The organism is Flavobacterium aurantiibacter, assembly GCF_002251775.1.
Lineage (GTDB): Bacteria > Bacteroidota > Bacteroidia > Flavobacteriales > Flavobacteriaceae > Flavobacterium > Flavobacterium aurantiibacter.
In genome coordinates, this window is record NZ_NOXX01000218.1 from 25,183 (window position 1) to 45,969 (window position 20,787).

At 39.8% G+C, this 20,787-nt stretch carries 19 protein-coding genes; 15 read left to right on the top strand and 4 right to left on the bottom strand.

Annotation, left to right across the window (positions count from 1 at the left end; all coding sequences use genetic code 11):
• The first annotated feature begins 81 nt into the window (after positions 1-81).
• From CHX27_RS12865 to CHX27_RS12880, 4 genes are read left to right on the top strand one after another with little or no spacing between them, the layout of a single operon-like run.
• Positions 82-747: a class I SAM-dependent methyltransferase gene (locus CHX27_RS12865; RefSeq protein WP_094487168.1), complete on the top strand. Its 666-nt coding sequence runs from the start codon at positions 82-84 to the stop codon at positions 745-747.
• A gap of 18 nt (positions 748-765) precedes the next feature.
• Positions 766-2,040, top strand: a complete 1,275-nt coding sequence (locus CHX27_RS12870; protein ID WP_094487169.1) for a flippase — start codon at positions 766-768, stop codon at positions 2,038-2,040.
• Position 2,041: 1 nt separating this feature from the next.
• Entirely contained in the window at positions 2,042-2,842 is an 801-nt protein-coding gene (locus CHX27_RS12875; protein ID WP_094487170.1) for a glycosyltransferase family 2 protein, read from the top strand.
• A 34-nt stretch (positions 2,843-2,876) separates the two neighbouring features.
• A complete protein-coding gene (locus tag CHX27_RS12880; protein WP_094487171.1) occupies positions 2,877-4,118 on the top strand; it encodes an O-antigen ligase family protein in 1,242 nt (413 codons plus the stop codon).
• On the opposite strand, the gene wecB (CHX27_RS12885) is transcribed toward CHX27_RS12880, so the two are convergent.
• On the bottom strand, positions 4,093-5,208 hold the full coding sequence (wecB, locus tag CHX27_RS12885) for a non-hydrolyzing UDP-N-acetylglucosamine 2-epimerase (protein ID WP_094487172.1): 1,116 nt from the start codon (positions 5,206-5,208) through the stop codon (positions 4,093-4,095). The two genes, CHX27_RS12880 and wecB (CHX27_RS12885), sit on opposite strands and share 26 nt — an antisense overlap.
• Positions 5,209-5,281: 73 nt before the next feature.
• On the opposite strand from wecB (CHX27_RS12885), the gene CHX27_RS12890 reads away from it, so the two are divergent.
• The 5 genes from CHX27_RS12890 (at position 5,282) to CHX27_RS12910 (ending at position 11,105) form a co-directional block, all read left to right on the top strand.
• Positions 5,282-6,397 (top strand): glycosyltransferase family 4 protein, encoded by a 1,116-nt coding sequence (locus CHX27_RS12890; protein WP_094487173.1) that lies wholly within the window; start codon positions 5,282-5,284, stop codon positions 6,395-6,397.
• Positions 6,394-7,503, top strand: a complete 1,110-nt coding sequence (locus CHX27_RS12895; protein ID WP_094487174.1) for a DUF1972 domain-containing protein — start codon at positions 6,394-6,396, stop codon at positions 7,501-7,503. The genes CHX27_RS12890 and CHX27_RS12895 overlap by 4 nt, the downstream gene beginning before the upstream one ends.
• 142 nt (positions 7,504-7,645) lie before the next feature.
• The gene (locus CHX27_RS12900; RefSeq protein WP_165764515.1) at positions 7,646-8,767 is read left to right on the top strand and encodes an O-antigen ligase family protein; all 1,122 of its coding nucleotides are present in this window, start codon (positions 7,646-7,648) and stop codon (positions 8,765-8,767) included.
• A complete protein-coding gene (locus CHX27_RS12905) occupies positions 8,768-9,751 on the top strand; it encodes a UDP-glucuronic acid decarboxylase family protein (RefSeq protein WP_094487176.1) in 984 nt (327 codons plus the stop codon). It abuts the gene before it with no gap.
• A 1-nt stretch (position 9,752) separates the two neighbouring features.
• Positions 9,753-11,105 (top strand): undecaprenyl-phosphate glucose phosphotransferase, encoded by a 1,353-nt coding sequence (locus CHX27_RS12910; RefSeq protein WP_094487177.1) that lies wholly within the window; start codon positions 9,753-9,755, stop codon positions 11,103-11,105.
• Between the two features lie 22 nt (positions 11,106-11,127).
• Here the strand turns inward: CHX27_RS12910 and CHX27_RS12915 are convergent, their stop codons facing one another.
• The 3 genes from CHX27_RS12915 to CHX27_RS12925 all read right to left on the bottom strand — a co-directional run bounded on the left by CHX27_RS12915 (position 11,128) and on the right by CHX27_RS12925 (position 16,063).
• Positions 11,128-12,306: a glycosyltransferase family 4 protein gene (locus CHX27_RS12915; RefSeq protein ID WP_094487178.1), complete on the bottom strand. Its 1,179-nt coding sequence runs from the start codon at positions 12,304-12,306 to the stop codon at positions 11,128-11,130.
• Complete coding sequence (wecB, locus tag CHX27_RS12920; protein ID WP_094487179.1) at positions 12,299-13,390, bottom strand: non-hydrolyzing UDP-N-acetylglucosamine 2-epimerase; 1,092 nt, start codon at positions 13,388-13,390, stop codon at positions 12,299-12,301. The genes CHX27_RS12915 and wecB (CHX27_RS12920) overlap by 8 nt, the downstream gene beginning before the upstream one ends.
• Before the next feature lie 153 nt (positions 13,391-13,543).
• Positions 13,544-16,063: an outer membrane beta-barrel family protein gene (locus CHX27_RS12925; RefSeq protein ID WP_094487180.1), complete on the bottom strand. Its 2,520-nt coding sequence runs from the start codon at positions 16,061-16,063 to the stop codon at positions 13,544-13,546.
• A gap of 139 nt (positions 16,064-16,202) precedes the next feature.
• On the opposite strand from CHX27_RS12925, the gene CHX27_RS12930 reads away from it, so the two are divergent.
• The 6 genes from CHX27_RS12930 to CHX27_RS15360 all read left to right on the top strand — a co-directional run bounded on the left by CHX27_RS12930 (position 16,203) and on the right by CHX27_RS15360 (position 20,597).
• Positions 16,203-17,135, top strand: coding sequence for a CPBP family intramembrane glutamic endopeptidase (locus CHX27_RS12930; RefSeq protein WP_094487181.1), 933 nt, complete (start codon positions 16,203-16,205; stop codon positions 17,133-17,135).
• Positions 17,135-18,184 carry an AMP-binding protein gene (locus CHX27_RS12935; protein WP_094487182.1) on the top strand — a complete coding sequence of 350 codons (1,050 nt, stop codon included), beginning with the start codon at positions 17,135-17,137 and terminating at the stop codon, positions 18,182-18,184. Before CHX27_RS12930 ends, CHX27_RS12935 begins: the two co-directional genes overlap by 1 nt.
• 34 nt (positions 18,185-18,218) lie before the next feature.
• Complete coding sequence (locus tag CHX27_RS12940) at positions 18,219-19,151, top strand: S66 peptidase family protein (protein WP_394335703.1); 933 nt, start codon at positions 18,219-18,221, stop codon at positions 19,149-19,151.
• Entirely contained in the window at positions 19,151-19,510 is a 360-nt protein-coding gene (locus CHX27_RS12945; RefSeq protein WP_094487184.1) for a YraN family protein, read from the top strand. Before CHX27_RS12940 ends, CHX27_RS12945 begins: the two co-directional genes overlap by 1 nt.
• A 130-nt stretch (positions 19,511-19,640) precedes the next feature.
• Entirely contained in the window at positions 19,641-20,300 is a 660-nt protein-coding gene (locus tag CHX27_RS12950) for an aspartate kinase (protein WP_094487185.1), read from the top strand.
• Between the two features lie 96 nt (positions 20,301-20,396).
• Positions 20,397-20,597, top strand: a complete 201-nt coding sequence (locus tag CHX27_RS15360; RefSeq protein WP_133063474.1) for a hypothetical protein — start codon at positions 20,397-20,399, stop codon at positions 20,595-20,597.
• The last annotated feature ends 190 nt before the right edge of the window (positions 20,598-20,787 follow it).

Sequence of the window (20,787 nt, forward strand, 5' to 3'; positions counted from 1 at the left end):
ACTTTTTTTAATAGAATAAGTAATATATTAGCTCTACGCACCGTCTACACATTACCTTTTTTAGACCTAAATTTTCTATTCATGAACTATCAAGACAAGGCATCCGATTACTATGCAGGAATAAGACATGATTTAATCAGACTGATCGATCCAAATTCCAAACATCTTAGAGTTTTAGAGATAGGCGCGGGGTACGGTACAACATTGTATTTTCTTAAAGTAAATAACATTGCTGTTGAAGCGGTTGGCGTTGATATTTTTGAGGATAAATCAAATCCAAACAACTATAAGCCTATAGATAGATTAATTTTTGGGGATATCACAGAGGTTGATTTGTCGGAATACTTGAGCTACTTCGATTTGATCTTATTAGCAGACGTCTTAGAACATATTACCGAACCCAAACCAGTACTTCAGAAACTTCAAATGTATCTTAAAGACAGTGGAAAGATTATTGTAAGTATGCCTAATATTCGACACTATTCCGCAATAAAGAAAATCGTTTTTCAAGGCGATTTCAGGTACGAGGAAAGCGGCATATTTGATTACACTCATGTGAGGTTTTATTGCAGGAAAAACATTGTGGAATTATTGACAGATTCGGGATTAACTATTCTTAAAGAAGAAAGTTCAATTACGAACTATAAAGGCAGGTCGTACGCAAAGTTGCTCAATAAAGCAACTTTTAGATTATTTGAGGAGTTTTTTAGCTATCAGTACTTTTATTTAGCTGAAAAAAGTCTTTGATTCTCTACTTTTGTTTTCATGATTAAATCGATCAAAGAGACTAGAAGTATTTTCACCACTTCTAGCCTAAATTTCGTTTATCGCATCTTCGGTTTAGGGATGTCTTTCATCATTACGGTTCTTATTTCGAGATTGTTTGGTGTAGCGGTGTTTGGAAATTATTCTTTAGTTTTAGCTATTTCTCAAATAAGCGCACTTTTTTTCACCTTAGGAATTCCAAGCACACTAATTAAAATTGTAGGTAACCAAAAACTTACTTACCATCAATCTAAAGACCTATTAAAGAAAGGATTGAAGGGAGCAGTAGCAATATCTGTAATTCCCGCAACTTTAGTTTATTTTAATGCGGATTTTATCGCTGTAAAGTTATTTAAAAACGCTGAACTAGAGCGCTTTTTAGAGATTGCCGCATTTTCTATACCAGTGTTTGTTGCAAATGAAATCTTTCTATATTTCTTTCTCGCAATAAAGAACTTTAAAAAGTTCAACTTTTTTATGTTTGTGTTACCAAATATTTTTTTGACAACACTATTACTTTTATTCGCCACACTTCATTTTTCAAGTGAATCAACATTGCTTTCTTTTGCGATAGCTATTTTTTTAAATGTGATCTTACAAGCATTTACAATTTTTGACTGCGTAAAACGAGAGGAACGAACTGGCCTTTCAACACGAGAACTTATTAAAGAAGCAACTCCACTACTTTTTAGTAGTTTATTTATGTACATGTTAAACTATACCAATACAATTCTCCTCGGACTTTTAGTAACCGAAAATTTAGTAGGAGTGTATAACATTGCTTACAAAGTAGGTAGTGTAGGATTACTTATAGTTATTTCAGTAAGTACGATCATCACTCCTAGAATCGCAGAGTTATACGGATTGAAGGAGTATTTCGCATTGCGAAAACTTATTCAGAACTCTACAAGGTTGGTTGCTATTTGCACAGTCCCTGTAGTGTTAATATTGATTTTTGGAAGTGAATTCATTCTACAAATTTGGGGAGAAGAAGCAAAAGACGGAAGTTGCGCACTCATAATTATTTCAGTGGGTATTATGTTTAATGCGCTGTCCGGCAACGTCGATCAAATATTAAACATGACCGATAATCAGCGTATCCTTCAAAACATTACACTAGTAAGCTTCTTTTTTAATTTGATTTTTGCGCTACTACTTATCCCTCAGTATGGAATAGTTGGAGCTGCTACTGCAAGTTTAGTTACTAATGTTGTTATGAACGGCAGTTGCATGTATTATATAAAGAAGAAATTGGGTTACTATACATTATTTTAGCATGACGGTAGAACTATCAGTGATCATTGTAAACTACAACGGGAAGCGATTTTTGCAAGATTGCTTAGATTCCCTTTATAGAAGCCTTGATAATATTACTTTTGAAATAATAGTACTAGACAACAATTCTACTGATGATAGCTGTTGTTTTTTGCAGACAAATTTCCCCGAGGTAGAGCTTATTCAGTCAGCCGTCAATCTTGGTTTTGGAAAAGGAAATAACAAGGCTGTCGAGCTTGCAAATGGAAATTATCTACTCTTAATCAATAACGACACTGTAGTTTTAGATCCAATTTCACCCGCATTAGATTTATTAAAATCAGATAATACTATTGGCGTAATAGGTATTAATATGTTAAATGGAGATGCCAAATATTTGACAGCAGCAGGAAACTTCCCAAATTTTAAGAATATGTTGCGTATGAAGTACCTTTTGCAGCTTTCAGGAGATTTTAAAACACAGGATTTTAAAAGAGATTCATACGATGTTGATTGGCTAGGAGGCTCATTTCTTTTATTGAATAAAGAAACTTACACTAAGGTTGGCGGTTTCGACCAAGATTACTTCATGTATGTGGAAGATGTTGATTTATGTCGGAAAATTGCTAATCTTGGATTGCGAAGGGTTTTCTTTCCAAAAATAAGCTATCTACATTTCGTAGGATTTAACAAATCTAAGAATCCGTTATTGGTTCGAGGCTATGAAATCTATATTGCAAAACACTATCGGGGATATAAAAAAACGCTCCTTTCTGTAGCTCTACTCATTAACAAAACTGTAAAAAGACTGAAGGATATTTAGTAAATACAACAGGCTCATTATGTAAAGAAAAGTGATGAAGATCTCAAAAAGTACCTTTTACTCATTCCTACTCGGATTTGCATTATTATCGCAATTATATGTTGCATCATTTAAAATTGCCATATTCCTGCAGATTTTAGTTCTAGCTATTTACTTTGTTTTTGAAAAGGCAATGATTAGCAAACGACTGCTTTTTTCAATGTATCCCTTACTTGTAATTTTTTTAATTGGTTTTGTCGGATTTCTTGTTAGTAGTTATTCCACTTTTAATTTGATAAAAGACATCTTGCATTTTATCAAACCCCTTCTAGCAATATTAATAGGCTTTTTGTTTGTCAAAAAAATCGGAGGACTTAAAGAATTAGCTCACACAATTGTTTATACAGGACTAATATCTTCAATTATTCACTTCTATATCATCTTATTTGTCTCGGGCTTTTCGTCAGTCACAGAGGTTAGAGAATTTAGCAGAGATAACTTTTTAGAGTTATTTGCCTTGTTTTTTCTGGTCTACTATAAAAAATTTAATAAAGAACTGCTTTTTTCTTCCAATTTAAAACACAATCTAGTTAGCTGTCTATTATTCATTTCTTGTTTACTTTACTTCTCGAGAACAATGATTGTCGTTGCGATAATTCTCGCATTGACGTTGCACGGATACACAATTATTACTCGGAAAGCACTAAAGGGAATCGGATTTTTTATCATTGCAATTGCGTTATTTTACACGTATTTGTTCTCAGTTAAAATTGATAGAAAAAAACCAGGTTTAGAGTCTTTCCTTTATAAAGTAAAAAATGCGCCATCTGAGATCTTTAAAACGAAAATTGACCGCGAAAACCACAAAGATCTCTGGGATCATTGGCGCGGTTATGAAGCGGCAAGGGCTTTTGATCTTATGAACGATCATCCAAGCAGCTATATTTTTGGAACGGGCCACGGCTCACTCGTTAATTTAAAGTTCTTTGCCCCGTTAACCGAAAACTATAAAGACAAAGGAATCAAGTTTATATCCGAATTACACAATGGATATGTTTATATTTTATACAAAACTGGATTTATTGGGCTTCTAGCATACCTTTTGTTCTTGTGGAAACTTTACAGGCGAGTATATGGTGAAAGAATAATGACAACATACTTTGTTTCTGGGATCGCTCTAGCCTTCTTCTTTACCACCTTAACAATAACGGGGATTTACAATCCGAGAGATATCATGGCTTTTCTTTTGGGAGCTTTTCTCTACTTTGAGTTTAATCAGCAGCCAAAATCTCTATAATCTGCTTACTTGTACTTCCATCTCCGTACGGATTCGAAGCTTTTGATATCGATTGGTAATACATGGAATCATCGAGCAGTTTTTGAGTTTCGGAAACAATTTTTTTCTTGTCGGATCCTACCAAAACCGCAGTTCCCGCATCTACACCCTCGGTACGTTCGGTAACTTCTCGCAAAACTAAAACCGGTTTTCCTAAACTGGGCGCCTCTTCCTGAATACCGCCCGAATCCGTTAAGATAATGTGGCTTTTGTTCATCATCCAAATCAATTCCGGATAATCCAGCGGAGCAATTAGCTTGATGTTCGGAGCGAGCAACTTCTGGTGCGCAATTTCTTTGATATTCGGATTTAAATGTACCGGGTAAACAATTTCAACTTCGTTTGATCGGGCAGCGGCAATTTCAAGCAGCGCTTCGCAAATTTCTTCAAAAGGCTTTCCGAAGTTTTCTCGACGGTGGCAAGTAACCAGAATTATTTTCTTCTCGAAATCAATATCCGAAAAACGCGCAAGTAAGTTTGCTTCGCTATTTGGGTCTATTTTCTGAAGTCCAGTTAAAAGCGCGTCGATAACCGTGTTGCCAACTACATAAACGTTTTTATGGATGTTTTCACGAATTAAATTGTCCTTCGATGTTTCGGTCGGACAAAAGTGAAAATCGGCGATGCGCGAAGTTAAAACCCGATTCATTTCTTCGGGAAACGGGGAGTGTATGTCGCCACTTCGCAATCCGGCTTCTATGTGAACGACCTTAATTTTTTGGTAGAATGCGGCTAGAGCAGAAGCTAAAACAGTGGTTGTATCGCCTTGAACAAAGACATAATCAAACGGTTCTTTCAACAAGATTTCGTTGGTAATGCGCGAAATCAAATCGGCAGTGAGTTGATGTAGCGTTTGATTCGGCTTCATAACGTTTAAGTCGTAATCAACGGCAATTTCAAAAAACGAAAGCACCTGATCGAGCATTTCGCGATGCTGAGCCGTAACAGCAACTTTTACTTCAAATCGGGAGTCTGTCGAAAAGCGTTCAATCAAAGGCGCCATTTTTATGGCTTCCGGGCGCGTGCCAAATAAAAACAGTACTTTTTTCATGAGCAAATACACGCACTTTCGCGTGGAGCGAAACTACTAAAAAAACTATATTTGTCGCGCTAAAAAACGGCCGATGCGCGTATTATTTCTTTCTCGAACCAATTTGTTTTCTGCTCCAGGAGGCGATCTCATTCAGATGCAGAAAACCAAGGAATTCCTTGAGAAGCTCGGCGTTGAAGTAACCATCAGTATCGAGTTGGAACCCGATTTGCAAACGTATGATTTGGTTCACGTTTTCAATCTGATGGAACCACAAGAATCGGCCATACAAGCGGCACATGCAAAAAAGCACGGAAAGCCTGTGGCATTGTCAACCATTTACGGTTTGTATACGGAGTTTGAGCGCAAGGCTCGCGGAGGTGCATTTCAAGTTATAGCTAATATTTTGAGCCCCTATCAAATAGGATATGTAAAAACATTTATACGTCATTGGGTCGAGAAACGCATGCATAAGGGCGTTTATCAGATGCTTTACAAAGGATACTACGGCTTAATGAAACAACTGGTTTCGCAAACCGACGTATTTTTGCCCAATTCCGATTCCGAGATGCAGCGGGTAATTGCCGATTTTAATTTAAAGAATCCGCATTATTTCCCAGTACCAAATGCAGTAGACAAGTCCTTGTTCTCCACAGATACCGAGCCAAACGAGAAGTTTGCTCAATTTAAAGATTGTATCGTTTGTGCCGCTAGAATCGAAGGACGTAAATCGACTTTACAACTCGTTCGTGCAGTAAAAGACGCGCCTTACACTTTGGTTTTGGTTGGAAAGGCATCTGCGAATCAGAGTAAGTACGTCGATCAAGTACGTGCAGAAGCAGGTGCAAATGTTGTTTTTTTAGAACCGATGCCACAATCGGATTTACGGCACCTTTACCGAGTTGCTAAAGTACACGCATTGGTAAGCTGGATGGAAACGCCTGGCTTGTCTTCGTTGGAAGCGGCGGCATCGGGTTGTAATATCGTTGCAACCAAGAAAGGCGACACCTATGATTATTTCGGAGACTACGCGTTTTATTGCGAACCCGATAACATAACAAGTATCCGTAAAGCAATCGACACGGCATATGCAGCTCCGGTTGACGAAGCATTTCGCAAACAGATACTCGAAAAGTACGTTTGGGAAGAAACGGCTGCGCAAACGCTCAAGGCGTATCAAAGTATACTCAAAAATACCGACCACTCATGAAGATTGCAGTTTTAGGAACTCGAGGAATTCCGAATCATTACGGCGGTTTCGAGCAATTTGCTGAATTCTTCAGCGTGTATGCGGCACAGAAGGGCCACGAGGTAGTTGTTTACAATTCGCACAATCATCCATACATAGAACAATCGTATAAGGGTGTTCAAATAGTAAAATGTTACGATCCTGAGTATAAAATGGGTACAGCCGGTCAATACATTTACGATTTGAACTGTATTTTAGACATTCGCAAACGTAAATTCGATGTCGTACTTCAATTGGGTTACACATCGAGTTCTATATGGTCGTTTCTGCTTCCGCGGAAAGCGCTAATCGTTACTAATATGGACGGTTTGGAGTGGAAACGCACCAAATTTTCAAAACCCGTTCAGAAGTTACTTCGCTTTAGCGAGAAATTAGCGGTGAAAAGCAGCGATGTTCTGGTGGCCGATTCGATTGGAATTCAACAGCACTTGCAACAGCGCTTCGGAGTCGATTCGACATACATTCCTTACGGAGCCTTTCAATTCGATCAGCCCGATGCGGCTCAGATTCAAAGTTTCGAAGTAGCCCCACATCAATACGACTTGCTCATCGCGCGGCTGGAACCCGAAAATAACGTAGAGACCATTCTCGATGGCGTTGCTTTAGCAAAGCAAACGCGAAAGATGTTGGTCATCGGTAACCATCAAACCGCTTTTGGCAATTATCTCAAACATAAATTTGGCAACACACACAATATTGTATTCGTTGGTTCCGTTTACGATTTGGAGAAACTTAATAATTTACGCTATTTTTCAAACATCTACTTTCACGGACATTCTGTTGGCGGCACAAACCCATCCCTACTCGAAGCCATGGCTTCTCAGGCTTATATTGTTGCCCACAATAACATTTTTAATCGAGCAATTTTAAAAGAAAATGCCGATTATTTTTCCACCGCGGAAGAAGTAGCAGATTTAGTTTCTCACAAACAAAAAAGTGATAACTTGCGCTTCGTTTCTGAAAATTTTGGCGCAATTGCAACCAATTTTTCGTGGGAAAAGATTAATGACGCTTATCTACAATTATTTACAACTCGCCTGGCTGAAAATCAGCAACCTAAGAACTGACGCAGGAGCGCAACTGTTTTTAGCAGCCGTTGTTTTAACAAGTATTCCTTTAAAATTTGCCTACAGCAGCATAGCAACAATTTTGTTAGCGGTGCTTTGTTTATTGTCGTTTACACGTACAAATTTTAAATTGACGCTGTCCTTGGCACTGCCAATTTTGTTCTATGTGCTCATGACGGTCTCTGCGGCATGGTCTATAGATTACGGCGCTACTTTAAACGGTTTGCGGAAAGATCTGGTTTTTCTCATTATACCTTTTGCATTTTCATGTTTACCGGCGTACAGTTCACAACAACTTCAGGGCGTTTTTAGGTTCTACTCGTTTGGCTTTGCGGCTTATGCCATCTTTTTTATTGGAGTGGCTTTAGTGACATTCTTAAGTACTGGAGATAATTCGGCATTTTTTTATCACAACCTAGTCACCATTGAACGCAATGCCATTTACATGTCGGTTTTTGCATCATTTGCATTATTTTACTTTATCTCGCTTCCGCAGAAGCAAACCATCGAAAAAGCGGCATTAGCTATCCTCGCCGTTTTTGTGTTGCTTTTATCTTCTAAGAGCGTCATTTTTATTGACGCCGTTTTAGTTGTTGTTTTTTATTCGTTCTTTTCAAAGGTTCCTAAAAGTGTTCGGTATTTGACATTAATTTCACTTCTGTTATTTCTAGCCTTTTCATTAGTTTTTGTAAAGAATATTCGCGAACGCTTCTTACTGGAGTATGAAACAGCATTTGTTGATAATACGTTGAACACAACTATTGGAAACGGACAAGGAAAGGTGTACAACATCTCGCTTCATCAAGCGTGGAATATGGACAAGTTTGAGCAGAACCACTTTTTTCCTGGAACCGCATTACGTATTTATCAAACCCGTATTTTTGGTGAAATGTTGCAAGAAGATGCCATCTTTTTTAAAGGCTATGGCTTAGAAGCTTCTCAAAGCAAAATTGTAGCAAAAGCAAATGAGCACGGCCTTTACAATGGATATGCAGAATTCAATTTCCACAACCAATACGTACAAACTTTCGCAGAATTGGGAGTATTCGGATTTCTATTGTTATTAGCGATGCTCTTTTTAAACATGAGAAATGCGATAAAAAGGGCAGATTTCTTACATATCGTTTTCGCGTTGTCTATTATAGTCTTATTTTTGACCGAATCGTTTTTTTGCAGGCAACGCGGGCTGATTTTCTTTACAGTACTCTACTGTTTATTCAATACCGCATTGCCTGCCAGCAAAACGAATATTGAAGAAAAATAAATGAAAAGAATTTTAATTACGGGAGCGGCGGGCTTTTTAGGTTCGCATTTAGCTGATCGTTTTATTGCCGAAGGTTATTATGTTATTGGCATGGATAACCTTATTACTGGAGACCTTCGAAATATTGAACACCTTTTTCAGCATCCAAACTTTGAATTTCATCACCACGATGTAAGCAAATTTGTTTTTGTGCCGGGTGATTTGGATTACATACTCCATTTTGCGTCGCCAGCCAGCCCGATCGATTACTTAAAAATACCAATTCAGACCCTCAAGGTTGGTTCGTTGGGAACACATAATTTACTCGGATTAGCTCGAGTTAAGAACGCACGAATTTTAATCGCCTCAACTTCAGAAGTATACGGGGATCCGCTCGTACATCCACAAACCGAAGATTACTACGGAAATGTAAATACCATTGGTCCGAGAGGCGTTTACGACGAAGCGAAGCGTTTCCAAGAATCCATAACCATGGCTTATCACCGTTTTCACGGTTTGGAAACCCGAATTGTTCGTATTTTTAATACGTACGGACCTCGCATGCGTCTCAACGACGGTCGAGTAATTCCAGCTTTTATTGGTCAGGCACTGCGTGGTGAAGATCTCACCATTTTTGGAAACGGATTACAAACACGCTCGTTCTGTTATGTAGACGACCAAGTGGAAGGCATATTTAGATTATTGCACTCCGATTATTCTTTACCTGTAAATATTGGAAATCCAGACGAAATCACCATTCTTGACTTCGCGAAAGAAATTATCAAGCTTACCGGAACGGAGCAGAAAATCGTTTTTCAACCTCTTCCAGAAAACGACCCCTTGCAACGGCAACCGGATATAACTCGAGCAAAAGAGCTATTGGGTTGGGAGCCAAAAGTAAGCCGCGAAAAAGGGATGAAACTAACTTATAATTACTTCAAAAGCTTGTCGAAGGCCGACTTAGAAAAACAAGACCACAAAGACTTCTCCAAATACAACCACTAGAATGCGCGCAAAAACAGGACGATATTCTGTTTACATTCGGCCGACCACGTATGTGCTCGACTTGGTTGTGATTAATTTATTTTCCATTTGCATGTTGGGAAGTGAATTTGCAAGCATTTATTTTTCGGTTTTTATTTCGCTAAGTTGGGTAATCATTGCACTAAACATTGATTTTTACGAAGTTTACCGTTTTACGAAAGTAGTTGCTATTCTAAATAAGCTTGCGAGACAACTTTTCCTTTTTACGCTCGTTTGTTTCGCTTTTGCGGGAATTTATTCTAAAGAAGTTCCGGCCAAAGAAGTATTAACTTACACGCTTTCTTCAGGTTGTATCGTAGCAACCGTGAAGTTGTTAATCTATTATTCACTACGCAGATATAGAGCTATTTACGGAGGAAATTTTAGAAACGTGGTTTTAGTTGGGCAACCCAAAAATGTGCAGGCTTTAGCCGACTTTTTTAATGATAATCCGGATTATGGATACGATTTAATTCGAGTTTTTAATCTAGAATCCGACAAAAAGCAGCAGATTGACGAGTGTTTAAGCTTTGTGCAATCAAATAAAATAGATGAAATCTATTGTGCGTTGGTTGATTTGTCGCCTACTCAAGTAGAAACTTTTATTGATTTTGCCGATAATAATCTCAAAATTTTGAAGTTTCTTCCAGACGAGCGCAACATCTTAGGAAATAACACCAAACTCGATTATTACGGCTACATTCCTATTATATCTCTGCGCGATATTCCGCTCGACGATCCGATCAATCGAACAGCAAAACGCATATTCGATATTCTTTTTAGTATTGTAATCATTATCGGTTTTCTTTCTTGGCTCACACCCCTCTTAGCATTGATCATTAAACTCGAATCCAAAGGCCCAGTTTTCTTTAAACAAAGGCGTAACGGATTGGATTACAAAGAGTTTAATTGTTTTAAATTTCGTTCGATGACGCTCAATGAAATTGCTGATATAGAACAAGTTACTAAAAATGACCCGCGTATTACGAGAATTGGCAAGTTCCTTCGAAAGTCGAGCATCGACGAATTGCCACAATTTTTTAATGTGCTCTTAGGCGATATGTCGGTTGTTGGACCACGCCCGCACATGGTGTCGCACACCGAAATGTACGCGCGAAAGATCGATAAGTTTATGGTTCGTCATTTCATTAAACCAGGAATTACCGGCTTAGCTCAAACCAACGGATTTCGAGGCGAAGTTGAAAATGAGAAAGATATCATTTATCGCGTCAAATACGACATATTTTACCTAGAAAACTGGTCGTTACTGCTCGACATTAAAATTATTGTCATGACGGTGGTGAACGCGGTTCGTGGCGACGAAAAGGCGTATTAAGTCTTCAATTTAACAAGCTGTTTCAGCCTTTAAAAACAGCTAAGTTTTGAAATTGTTCTGCCGCGTTAAATGCTCGATTTGCGGTCAGAAAAACCTCAGATTTTAAAGCCATTCGTTCCGCTGAATCTAGTTGGGCTACTTGTGAGATTAGCTCGGAAAGACGCTTGTAATCACCCGTTTCAACGTCGTAACCCAAATTGAAGTTCCGAACGATATCGCTGCCTTCACCACCACCCATATAAATGAGTGGAAATCCCATTTTGCTGTATTCGAATATTTTAGACGGAACCGAACCGTAAATGCGACTTACTAACGGCACCAGAGCAAAATCCATTTTTTCTATACGAGCCTGCAATTCAGAGCGACTTAAATTCCCATGAAAGTAGATGCCGCAATTCGGTTTTTGACTCAAATATCTACTTATTAAATCTTGTTCGGCACCTGCTCCAAATACATGAATTTCTACCTTGTTCGCATCAAAGGAAATCTCGGTTAATAAACGATAAATTCCTTGAGCTACACCCAAAAGTCCGGCGTAGAAAATCTGCACTTTTTCGGCATTCTCCACAACAGGCGTTGCTTCATGAGAAAATTCCGGAAAATTCCGGTAAAGTTCTAATGTCGCTTTAGGTTTAAAGGACTTAATGTGCGTTAAAATTTCCTCCGATTGACCCAAAATAACCTGCGCCCAGCCGTATATTTTTCGTTCAAAGTAGCAGGCTGCACGGTAGCCGATGCCTTTGGGTGGTATAACTTGTAATTCAACTGCGGCTAAAGGCCACAAGTCGGAGACATTCAGTATGATTTTTTTTCTGCGTAAGCGCAAAATCGCACAACAGACAAACGACAATAATAAGGGCGGCGATTGTACCACAACATCTTTAGGCAAGCGCGAAAACAGTAATTTAAACGACAGTAACAACAATAAAGAAGCAGTAGAAAACAGTCGCACAAGCGGATTTTTCGACGCCGATGGCCATATAAAAAAACGCACTACCGAAATTCCCTGAACCGATTCTCGTGTGTTTAGTTTGTTTTTATAGCCGGGATACAGCTTGCCCGTAGGATAATTGGGAAGCGGACAAAACACGGTTACTTGTCTTCCGTTTTTTTGAAGCAATTGCGCAAGTTGCATGATTCGGTTGGCTGCCGCTCCGGTTTCTGGTGGAAAATAGTTAGTAATGATCAGTATTTCAGGCATTTTCGCGCAAAATTATCTCCAAAATACGCTCGGCGGCTCGACCATCCCACAGCTCGGGAATGCCGTGTGTTCCTAATCCATTTTTAAGGAAGGATGTGTATGCTTTTGAAAGGACATTTAAATCGGTCCCTACCAAGGTATTGGTACCTATCTCAATTGTTTCGGGCCTTTCGGTGCTGTTTCGTAGGGTAAAGCACTTTATCCCAAGAACTGTAGTTTCTTCAGATAAGCCGCCACTATCGGTTATCACACAACTGCTGTTTTGCACCAACCACATAAATTCTAAATACGGCTGTGGGCTGGTGAAATAAATGCGTTTAAATTCGTTGATCTTCGATCCTAAAACGTGTTTCGTTCGCGGATGAATCGGAAATAAAACAACGCGCTCGCTAGCAATTTGCTCTATTGTTCTTAGTGTGTGCACCAATTGATCACCATTGTCGACATTGGATGGCCGATGCAAGGTCAGTAAGATATATTTCCCGGATTCTAAATTAGCTTCCGCAAACCAATCAGGTGCTTTAAAATTTGGTTTCGAATGCAGCAGCGAATCAATCATTACATTTCCAACAAAGTGAATTTGCTGCGGATTAACTCCTTCTCGCAACAAATTTTCTGATGCTGAAACAGAGGTTGTAAAGTGTAAATCGGTTAAACAATCGGTTACTTTACGATTAATTTCCTCAGGCATGGTCCAATCTCCCGAACGAATTCCCGCTTCAACATGGGCTACTTTCACACCCATTTTCTTCGCCGTAATAGCACAGGACATCGTCGAAGTTACATCGCCAACAACAAGTACCAAATCGCAAGGATTTTCGATGAGCTCCTTTTCAAAAGCGATTAAAATTGCTGCAGTTTGCTCAGCTTGGCTGCCGCTACCTACGTTGAAATTAACATCGGGTTTTGGTATGTGAAGTTGCTCGAAAAAAACATCGCTTAATGCGGCGTCGTAATGCTGTCCGGTGTGCACCAATCGGAAATGTATATCGGACCGTTGTTCCTGTCGATTTTTTATCTGGCGAATAAGCGGCGCAATTTTCATGAAATTAGGACGAGCTCCGGCGACAATAGTTATTTTCATGGACGATTCTTTCGGGTAACAAATGTAAAAGAAAGCGTTTGGAAAATTGCATTTGGAGGCGGAAAGCCTTTGGATTTGAAGTCTACAGACTTTGAAAACAAAAAAGTCGGCAAAACCACTGCTTTACCGACCTTTTTCTAAACCGTTTTTCCATTATCCAGGAAAATCCCCACCGTCGTCGTCGCGTCTCGTCGGACGATCTTTATCTGTTTTACTCTTATTAAATCGGTAAGTAAACGACATTGTAATAGTTCGTACACGCCATTGTTGTTCGGAGTATGAATTTAATTGAGCCAAATTGGTTTCATTAATTCGCTTACGACTGTTAAAAACGTCTTGAACATTTAGTGCTAAGGTTCCTTTATCTTTCAAAATATCTTTACTAAACGCAAGATTTGCGCTAAAAACACCAAGTGATCTACCTTGTGCATTGCGTTGAGGCGCGTTATAAGTACCGTTCGTTTGCCAATCGATTCCGTAAGGCAGACTTACTTTGGAGTTGATTCTAGAAAACCAACCGAAGGCAATATTGTCGAAATTCTGTGTTACCTCTTCACCTTGTGTACTGGTGTAGGTGAAATCACCTTGCGTCTCATTTCGGAATAAATTGAAGTTTGAATTCAAACGCCACCATTTAAATGGATTGTAGTTTAAAGTAAATTCAAATCCGAAACGGTATTCGGTGGCGAGGTTAATGGGCGTGGTTAAAATTACAGGTACTTGAATGTCTTCACCACCAACGATAACTGGATTCCCGTTGGCATCTACAGTATCGGCTCCGTCGACGATAGTGGTTACGAAATCGCCACTTTCTTTTCGCACAAACTGAAACGAATCTGTCGTTCTGTTGATGTACATCGATCCGTTTAGCGTTAATTTTCGCCATCTTTTCAAAAATCCGAAATCCAATGCATCGGTCATTGCCGGATCAAGATCTGGATTTCCTTGAAAAATATTGATGTTCGAAGAATAGTTGCTAAACGGGTTTAATTGTCGGCCACGCGGACGGTTAATACGACGGCTGTAACTCAACGATACATTGGTTTCAGGGGTTATTTCGTACGTTAAAAAGGCCGAAGGGAAAAAGTTGTTGTAGCGCTTGTTGTTGAAGTTGTTGGTTGTGAGTAAATTAACGTCAATGTTGGAATCTTCCCAACGTAAACCAACCAACGCCGACCATTTACCAAATTTATTTCCATACTGCGTGTAAAGCGCGTTAACTCGTTCTTTGTATTCCAAGTTGTTAGAAAACTGTTGGTATTGGGAGAAATTTCCGTTTTCATCGAGTCCGCCAACTACGAAGTCTGTTCCCAGAATATTTGTGTCGCCCTTATATCCGGCTTCGAATTGTTGGTTCTTTCCGAAAGGCAATACATAATCAATTTGAATGATGTTGCGCTTTTGATTTTGATCGTTGAACGTAAGTTCTTGCAATACCGCTGTATTGTTATTTTCGATAATAGACTCGTCGTTATCTCTACTGGTTGAAAACGACAAGTCTGCCGTGAGTTTGTGGCCTTTTCTTTTGAAATTATGTACAAAGTTCGAGGCGTATTCAATGCTTGAACTGGCGTTGTCTTGTTCATTGTTTCGACGCGTAACGAAGAGGTTTTCACGGTTGGCGTCGAAGTTGTTAAATCGAACTGTTTCATCGTTGCTTCCTTCACTGCTGCGGTAATTCATTTGGTGCGTCCAAGTGGTGTTTTCGTCGAGAAGTAAGTCGAAACCAAAGTTGGTATTGTAGCTATCGCTGATACGTTCGTTGTTTCTTTTTTCATCGATAAAATTTCGGGTTGTACCGTCTTCGTTCAAATATTCGCTGTTGTTTAATCCGTTTCCGGGATTTTTACGATAGTTGTAACCCGTTGTTCCAAATAGATTAAAGAGTTTAGTTTTATAGTTCACATTGGCAGTTAAACCATAGTTGGTTGGTGTGCCGCCAGAAGCAATAATCGAACCGTTGATTCCGAGGTTTTTTCCTTTTTTGAGAATGATATTCAACAAACCGCCGCCGCCTTCGCTCTCGTATCGTGCAGATGGGTTCGTAACTACTTCTACTTTATCGATTGCATCGGCAGGAATTTGGCGCAGCGCTTCAGAAATGTTAATCGCATTTGATGGACGCCCATCGATAAGCACACGTACATTTTCATTTCCACGCAAAGTGATGGTTCCATCCGTGTCAACAGCTACAGATGGTATATTGTCTAAAACATCGCTAACTGTACCGCCTTTCACAAGCAAATCCTGTCCCACGTTGTAAACTTTTTTATCGAGCTTAATTTCAACGGTAGTTTTTTCTGTACGCAGTTCTACGGTTTCTAACACAGTTGCATCTTCAACTAGAGAGAAATTGCCTAAGTTGGTGTTTTCCGTCAGGGCTTTTCCTTTGATTTCGACGGGTTTGTAGGAGATGAATTCAATAGTAATGTCGTAAGTACCCACAGCAACGTCGATAGTAAAGGCACCTTTAGCGTCTGTAATTCCACCCGAAACGGCATTGGTTGTTGTGTTTTTGAGCGTAATCGTCGTGTACTCCATCGGTGCTTTATTTCCTGCATCGAAAACACGTCCCGATAATTTTACAGTTTTTCCAGAGTTTTGCGAATAAGCACCTAACGTGCTGAAAATTAGAATGAATGTGTAGAACATTCCGGAATATATCTTTCTCATAGCTTATTTTTTCAGGCAATTTGACCGCAAAGGTAGTCCAATGGTTTAAGGCACTTTTGCCAAAGCTTTGATAAATGAAGTAAGCGGCACGCTTCGATATGTTAAGCCGCTGTTGTAACTTAGCGCAAAAAGAAAACAAATGAGCAACTTTTTTTCCGTCTCCAATAAACCAGCGTCCGAATTTCTTAAATACTTGCTGGGATCCGTCTTGGTAATTGTAGCTAGTGTTATAGGCCAAATCCCTTTAACGATTGCCGTATTATTTCAGTCGGCTAAAGACGGCAAATTGGGCGAACTTTCTGAAGACGTATTATATAAAGTATTGGACTCCAACTTATTGCTGTTCCTACTATTGCTTTCTTTTTTAGCAGGTTTGGGCGGGCTCTATTTCGCGGTTCGGTACGTTCACCGATTAGCTTTTGAAACAATTGTTACCAGCCGACCCAAAATCGATTACTCCCGAATTTATTTTGCCTTTGGAATCTGGAGCATTTTTTCGATCATAACCACAGTAGCATACGCGCTTTCAGATCCAGAACACTATGTTTTGCAATTCGAATTGCTGCCTTTTATCATCTTGTTTCTAATTGCAGTGCCCATGATTCCTATTCAAACAACTTTAGAAGAGCTTCTTTTTAGAGGCTATTTGATGCAGGGCTTTGCGACACTGTTTAAGAATCGTTGGTTGCCGTGGATTTTCACCTCGGTAATCTTCGGCGGATTGCACTTTTTCAATCCAGAAGTCGATAAAATCGGACCTGTAATCATGTTTTATTACATCGGAACCGGCTTGTTTTTAGGATTGATAACATTAATGGATGAGGGTACCGAACTCGCACTTGGTTTTCACGCAGCTAATAATTTGTGTACCGCATTACTCGTAACTGCCGACTGGACAGCCTTTCAAACTCACTCGATCTTTAAAGATTTGTCGGAGCCGTCTGCCGGATTCGAAATTTTTGTCCCACTTGTCATTATTTTCCCTATCTTAACATTCATCTTTGCTAAAAAATACAAATGGAAAGGTTGGCGAGAAAAACTTAGCGGACCAATTCCTCAAAATGAAATATAATGGAAACACATACAATCAATTACACCGACGTACATCATAAATTTAAACTTAATGGTTTCCATTTAGGAAAAGATGATTTATGCCGCGTAGCCTACAGTTTTATTAAGGAAGGAGCCGATTTTGAAAAGCCCGTTGGAAACTTTCTGCTCGATTGGTTCGACGATCGCGATTATATCGAAATGGATACTTCCGGAAGTACAGGTTTGCCAAAACGTATTCGCGTTAAAAAGCAAGCTATGGTTAATTCGGCATTGGCAACAGGTGCTTTTTTTGATTTAATGGAAGGCGATAAAGTACTTCACTGCTTACCAGCAAAATATGTGGCAGGAAAAATGATGTTTGTACGCGGATTTGTGCTCGGACTCGACATCGATTTTGTGGCACCAAGCGCAAAGCCATTGAAAAACTGCGATACCCAATACGCCTTTTCAGCAATGGTGCCGTTGCAGGCGCAAAACTCGATTGGCGACTTAAAATGGATCAAGAAGTTAATTGTTGGTGGGGCCAAAATTAGTGCACAACTTGAGGCCGATTTAATTGCCTCCGGAACGGCCTGTTTTGAAACGTTTGGAATGACAGAAACCGTATCGCATATCGCAGCTAAACCTGTTGGCGACGCCGTTTTCCAGACCATGTCGAATATCGAAGTTTCCGCCGATGAGCGCGGTTGTCTCGTAATCTCGGCACCCTATATTTCAAACGAGAAAATTGTTTCAAACGATTTGGTTCAAGTGCATACGCCACACACATTTACGTGGTTAGGGCGTATCGACAACGTCATCAATTCAGGTGGCATTAAGCTTTCTCCGGAATTAATCGAAGAAAAGTTAGCGCCTAAAATCAACCGCCGCTTCTTTGTAGCTGGGCTGCCCGACAACGAGTTGGGGCAACGTTTGGTATTAGTTGTAGAAGGAGAACCGTACGAACTTTCCGAGGACACCTTCAAAAAGCTAGACAAATACGAAAAACCCAAGGAAATAATCTTTAAACCTATTTTTAAAGAAACAGGAAACGGAAAAATTATCCGTCAGGATTCTCTTAACGCGTAAATACATGCGCTTATCGATTCTTATATTTTTGTTTATGATGTCTGCGACGAACGCCCAAAACCAGGGAAAAAAAATATTGCCGCCGAAACTCAATCCAGGTGATACCGTAGCAATAGTTGCTACCGCGCGAAAAAATATTACCGACAATCTAAAACCAGCTATTAAGCTGCTGGAAAGCTGGGGGTTAAAAGTCAAAATCGGAAGTTCTATCGGTTTAGATTACAATCAGTTAGCTGGAACCGACCAACAGCGGGCGGCCGATTTACAAGAGCAATTCGATAACCCAAATATCAAAGCTGTTTGGTGTGTTCGCGGCGGTTATGGTACCGTGCGGATCATCGATAAAATTGATTTCACGGCCTTTAAAAAAAATCCCAAATGGCTAATTGGTTTTTCCGACGTTACTGTGTTGCATAACCATCTCAACAATTTAGGATTTGCAAGCATACACGGATTAATGCCTTTAAATGTGGCTACCGCAAGTCCAGCGGCCGTCGAATCGCTTCGAAAATGTTTGTTCGGACAACCGTTGCAGTACGAAATACCAACCGATTCCGAAAGCCAACTCGGAGCCGCAGAAGGCGAATTTGTTGGCGGAAATCTATCTATTCTTTACAGTTTGCTGGGCAGCGTAAGTCAGGTGAACTGCGACAATAAAATTCTTTTTCTCGAAGACCTCGACGAATACCTGTACCACATCGATCGAATGCTCATGAACCTCAAGCGCTGCGGCTGCCTCAGTAAGCTAAAAGGCGTTGTTGTGGGCGGTATGACAAAAATGAAAGACAACGAAGTTCCGTGGGGCAAAAACGCCAACCAGATTGTGGCAGAACATCTTGAAGGCCTCAATATTCCGGTGGTTTTCGATTTTCTGGCAGGTCATATTTCGGATAATCGCGCATTAATTTTAGGTGCTCACGCAAAACTCACCGTTAGCAAAGACAAAACAGTTTTACGTTTCGACTAGTGGCGCAGCATAACGACTTAGGAAAAAAAGGTGAAGAAATGGCCGTGACCTACTTGGAAGAACAGGGTTACGAAATTCTGGAACGCAATTACGTGTACCAAAAATCAGAGATTGATATCATTGCACGAATAGGCAATGTTGTGTGTGCTGTTGAAGTGCGAACCCGCAGTAGTGTTGATTTCGGACTGCCCGAAGAAACGGTAAAATCAAAGAAAATTAACAACCTCCTCCAAGCGGTAAATGCTTTCGCAGAAGATTTAGAAGATGAGGTAGAATTCCGTTTTGATATCATTGCGATTGTTAAAAATGGCGAATCTTTCGACATCAAACACTTACCCGATGCATTTTATCATTTCTAGTTGTTATATTTGAAACAAATTGTCAGATATACAAGAACGGCGTTTTAGTTTGGATGAAATTCCACAAAATGTAAATTGGCGTTACATTATTTAGGTGTAGAGCGCGGTTCTTACTAAAAGCAACTCTGTTATGAAAACTATTGCGGCCGTTGTAGAAAATTACATCGAAACAAAGCCCTTTTTGCTAAACGCACTCGCGCAAGGAATCATCAACCTAACCTCGCTTTCGCGCAATATGTTGCCCGATTTACAGCAAGAATTAGGAAAAGACGTGAAACAAGGCGCAATTGTGATGGCACTCAAACGCTTGTCGGAAGATCTCGATTTCCGAATGAATCACAAGATCGTAAAAGTGCTCAAAAACATTGGAGAAATTACTGTGCGCTCTTCGTTGGTCGATTATACATTTGCGGTTTCCGATACGATTTTGAACAAACAAGCCGATTTAATAGCGGATATAAAAAACTACACCGATATTTTTTACACCTCGTCGCGCGGGGTTTCCGAAACCAATATTGTGATTAGCGAATCGGTTAGCCAGCTGGTAGACAAGCATTTTGTAGGCGAAAAGCTGCTTCACAAATTCGAGAATCTAGCGTCGATTACCGTAAAGCTGCCGAAAGACAACGTGTCGACGCCCGGTGTGTATTACTTTATTTTCCAGCGACTTGCCTGGGAAGGAATCATCATCAACGAAGTAATTTCCACCTCTTTCGAATTCACCATTTTAGTTTCCGACGAAGAAGTTGATCTTGCCTTTAAAGTCATAAAAGATTTAAAATCGATTTGATTTTAGAAACGCACGTACGATCAAATTTGGGTACATTATTATTCTCAAAAGAATAAATTACAGAGGCTTAACAAAGTTTTCAAGTCTAGTGTAGGTTTGAAGCTATTCCTGCTGTTCGCTGCAAATCCGCGCTACACCAAGGGTTTGCACAACCGTTTTGCTCGGCTTCCGTTGGTCGCCAGCAAAACAGTGTGCGCACGCCTTGTTGCAGCTTTGGGTTTTCCGCTGCCATCAGGGCTAATCAATGTCGTTCCCAAAAAATTTGATGATTTAAAAACCACTTCAATCGATTCGTAGCACAAAACTATTCTCAAAATCAGCGTCCGAAACTGGTTTTCAAGGAAAAAATTAAAAAACACAAAACAGTTTATATTCAGGTCAACCGAGGTGAATATACGGGATTGTAGTGAAAATTCTCTAAAAAGGGTACAGCAACGCTCCAGGGCCTCCAGCCCGCCTCCGGCATAAAATTACAAAATCGATTTTT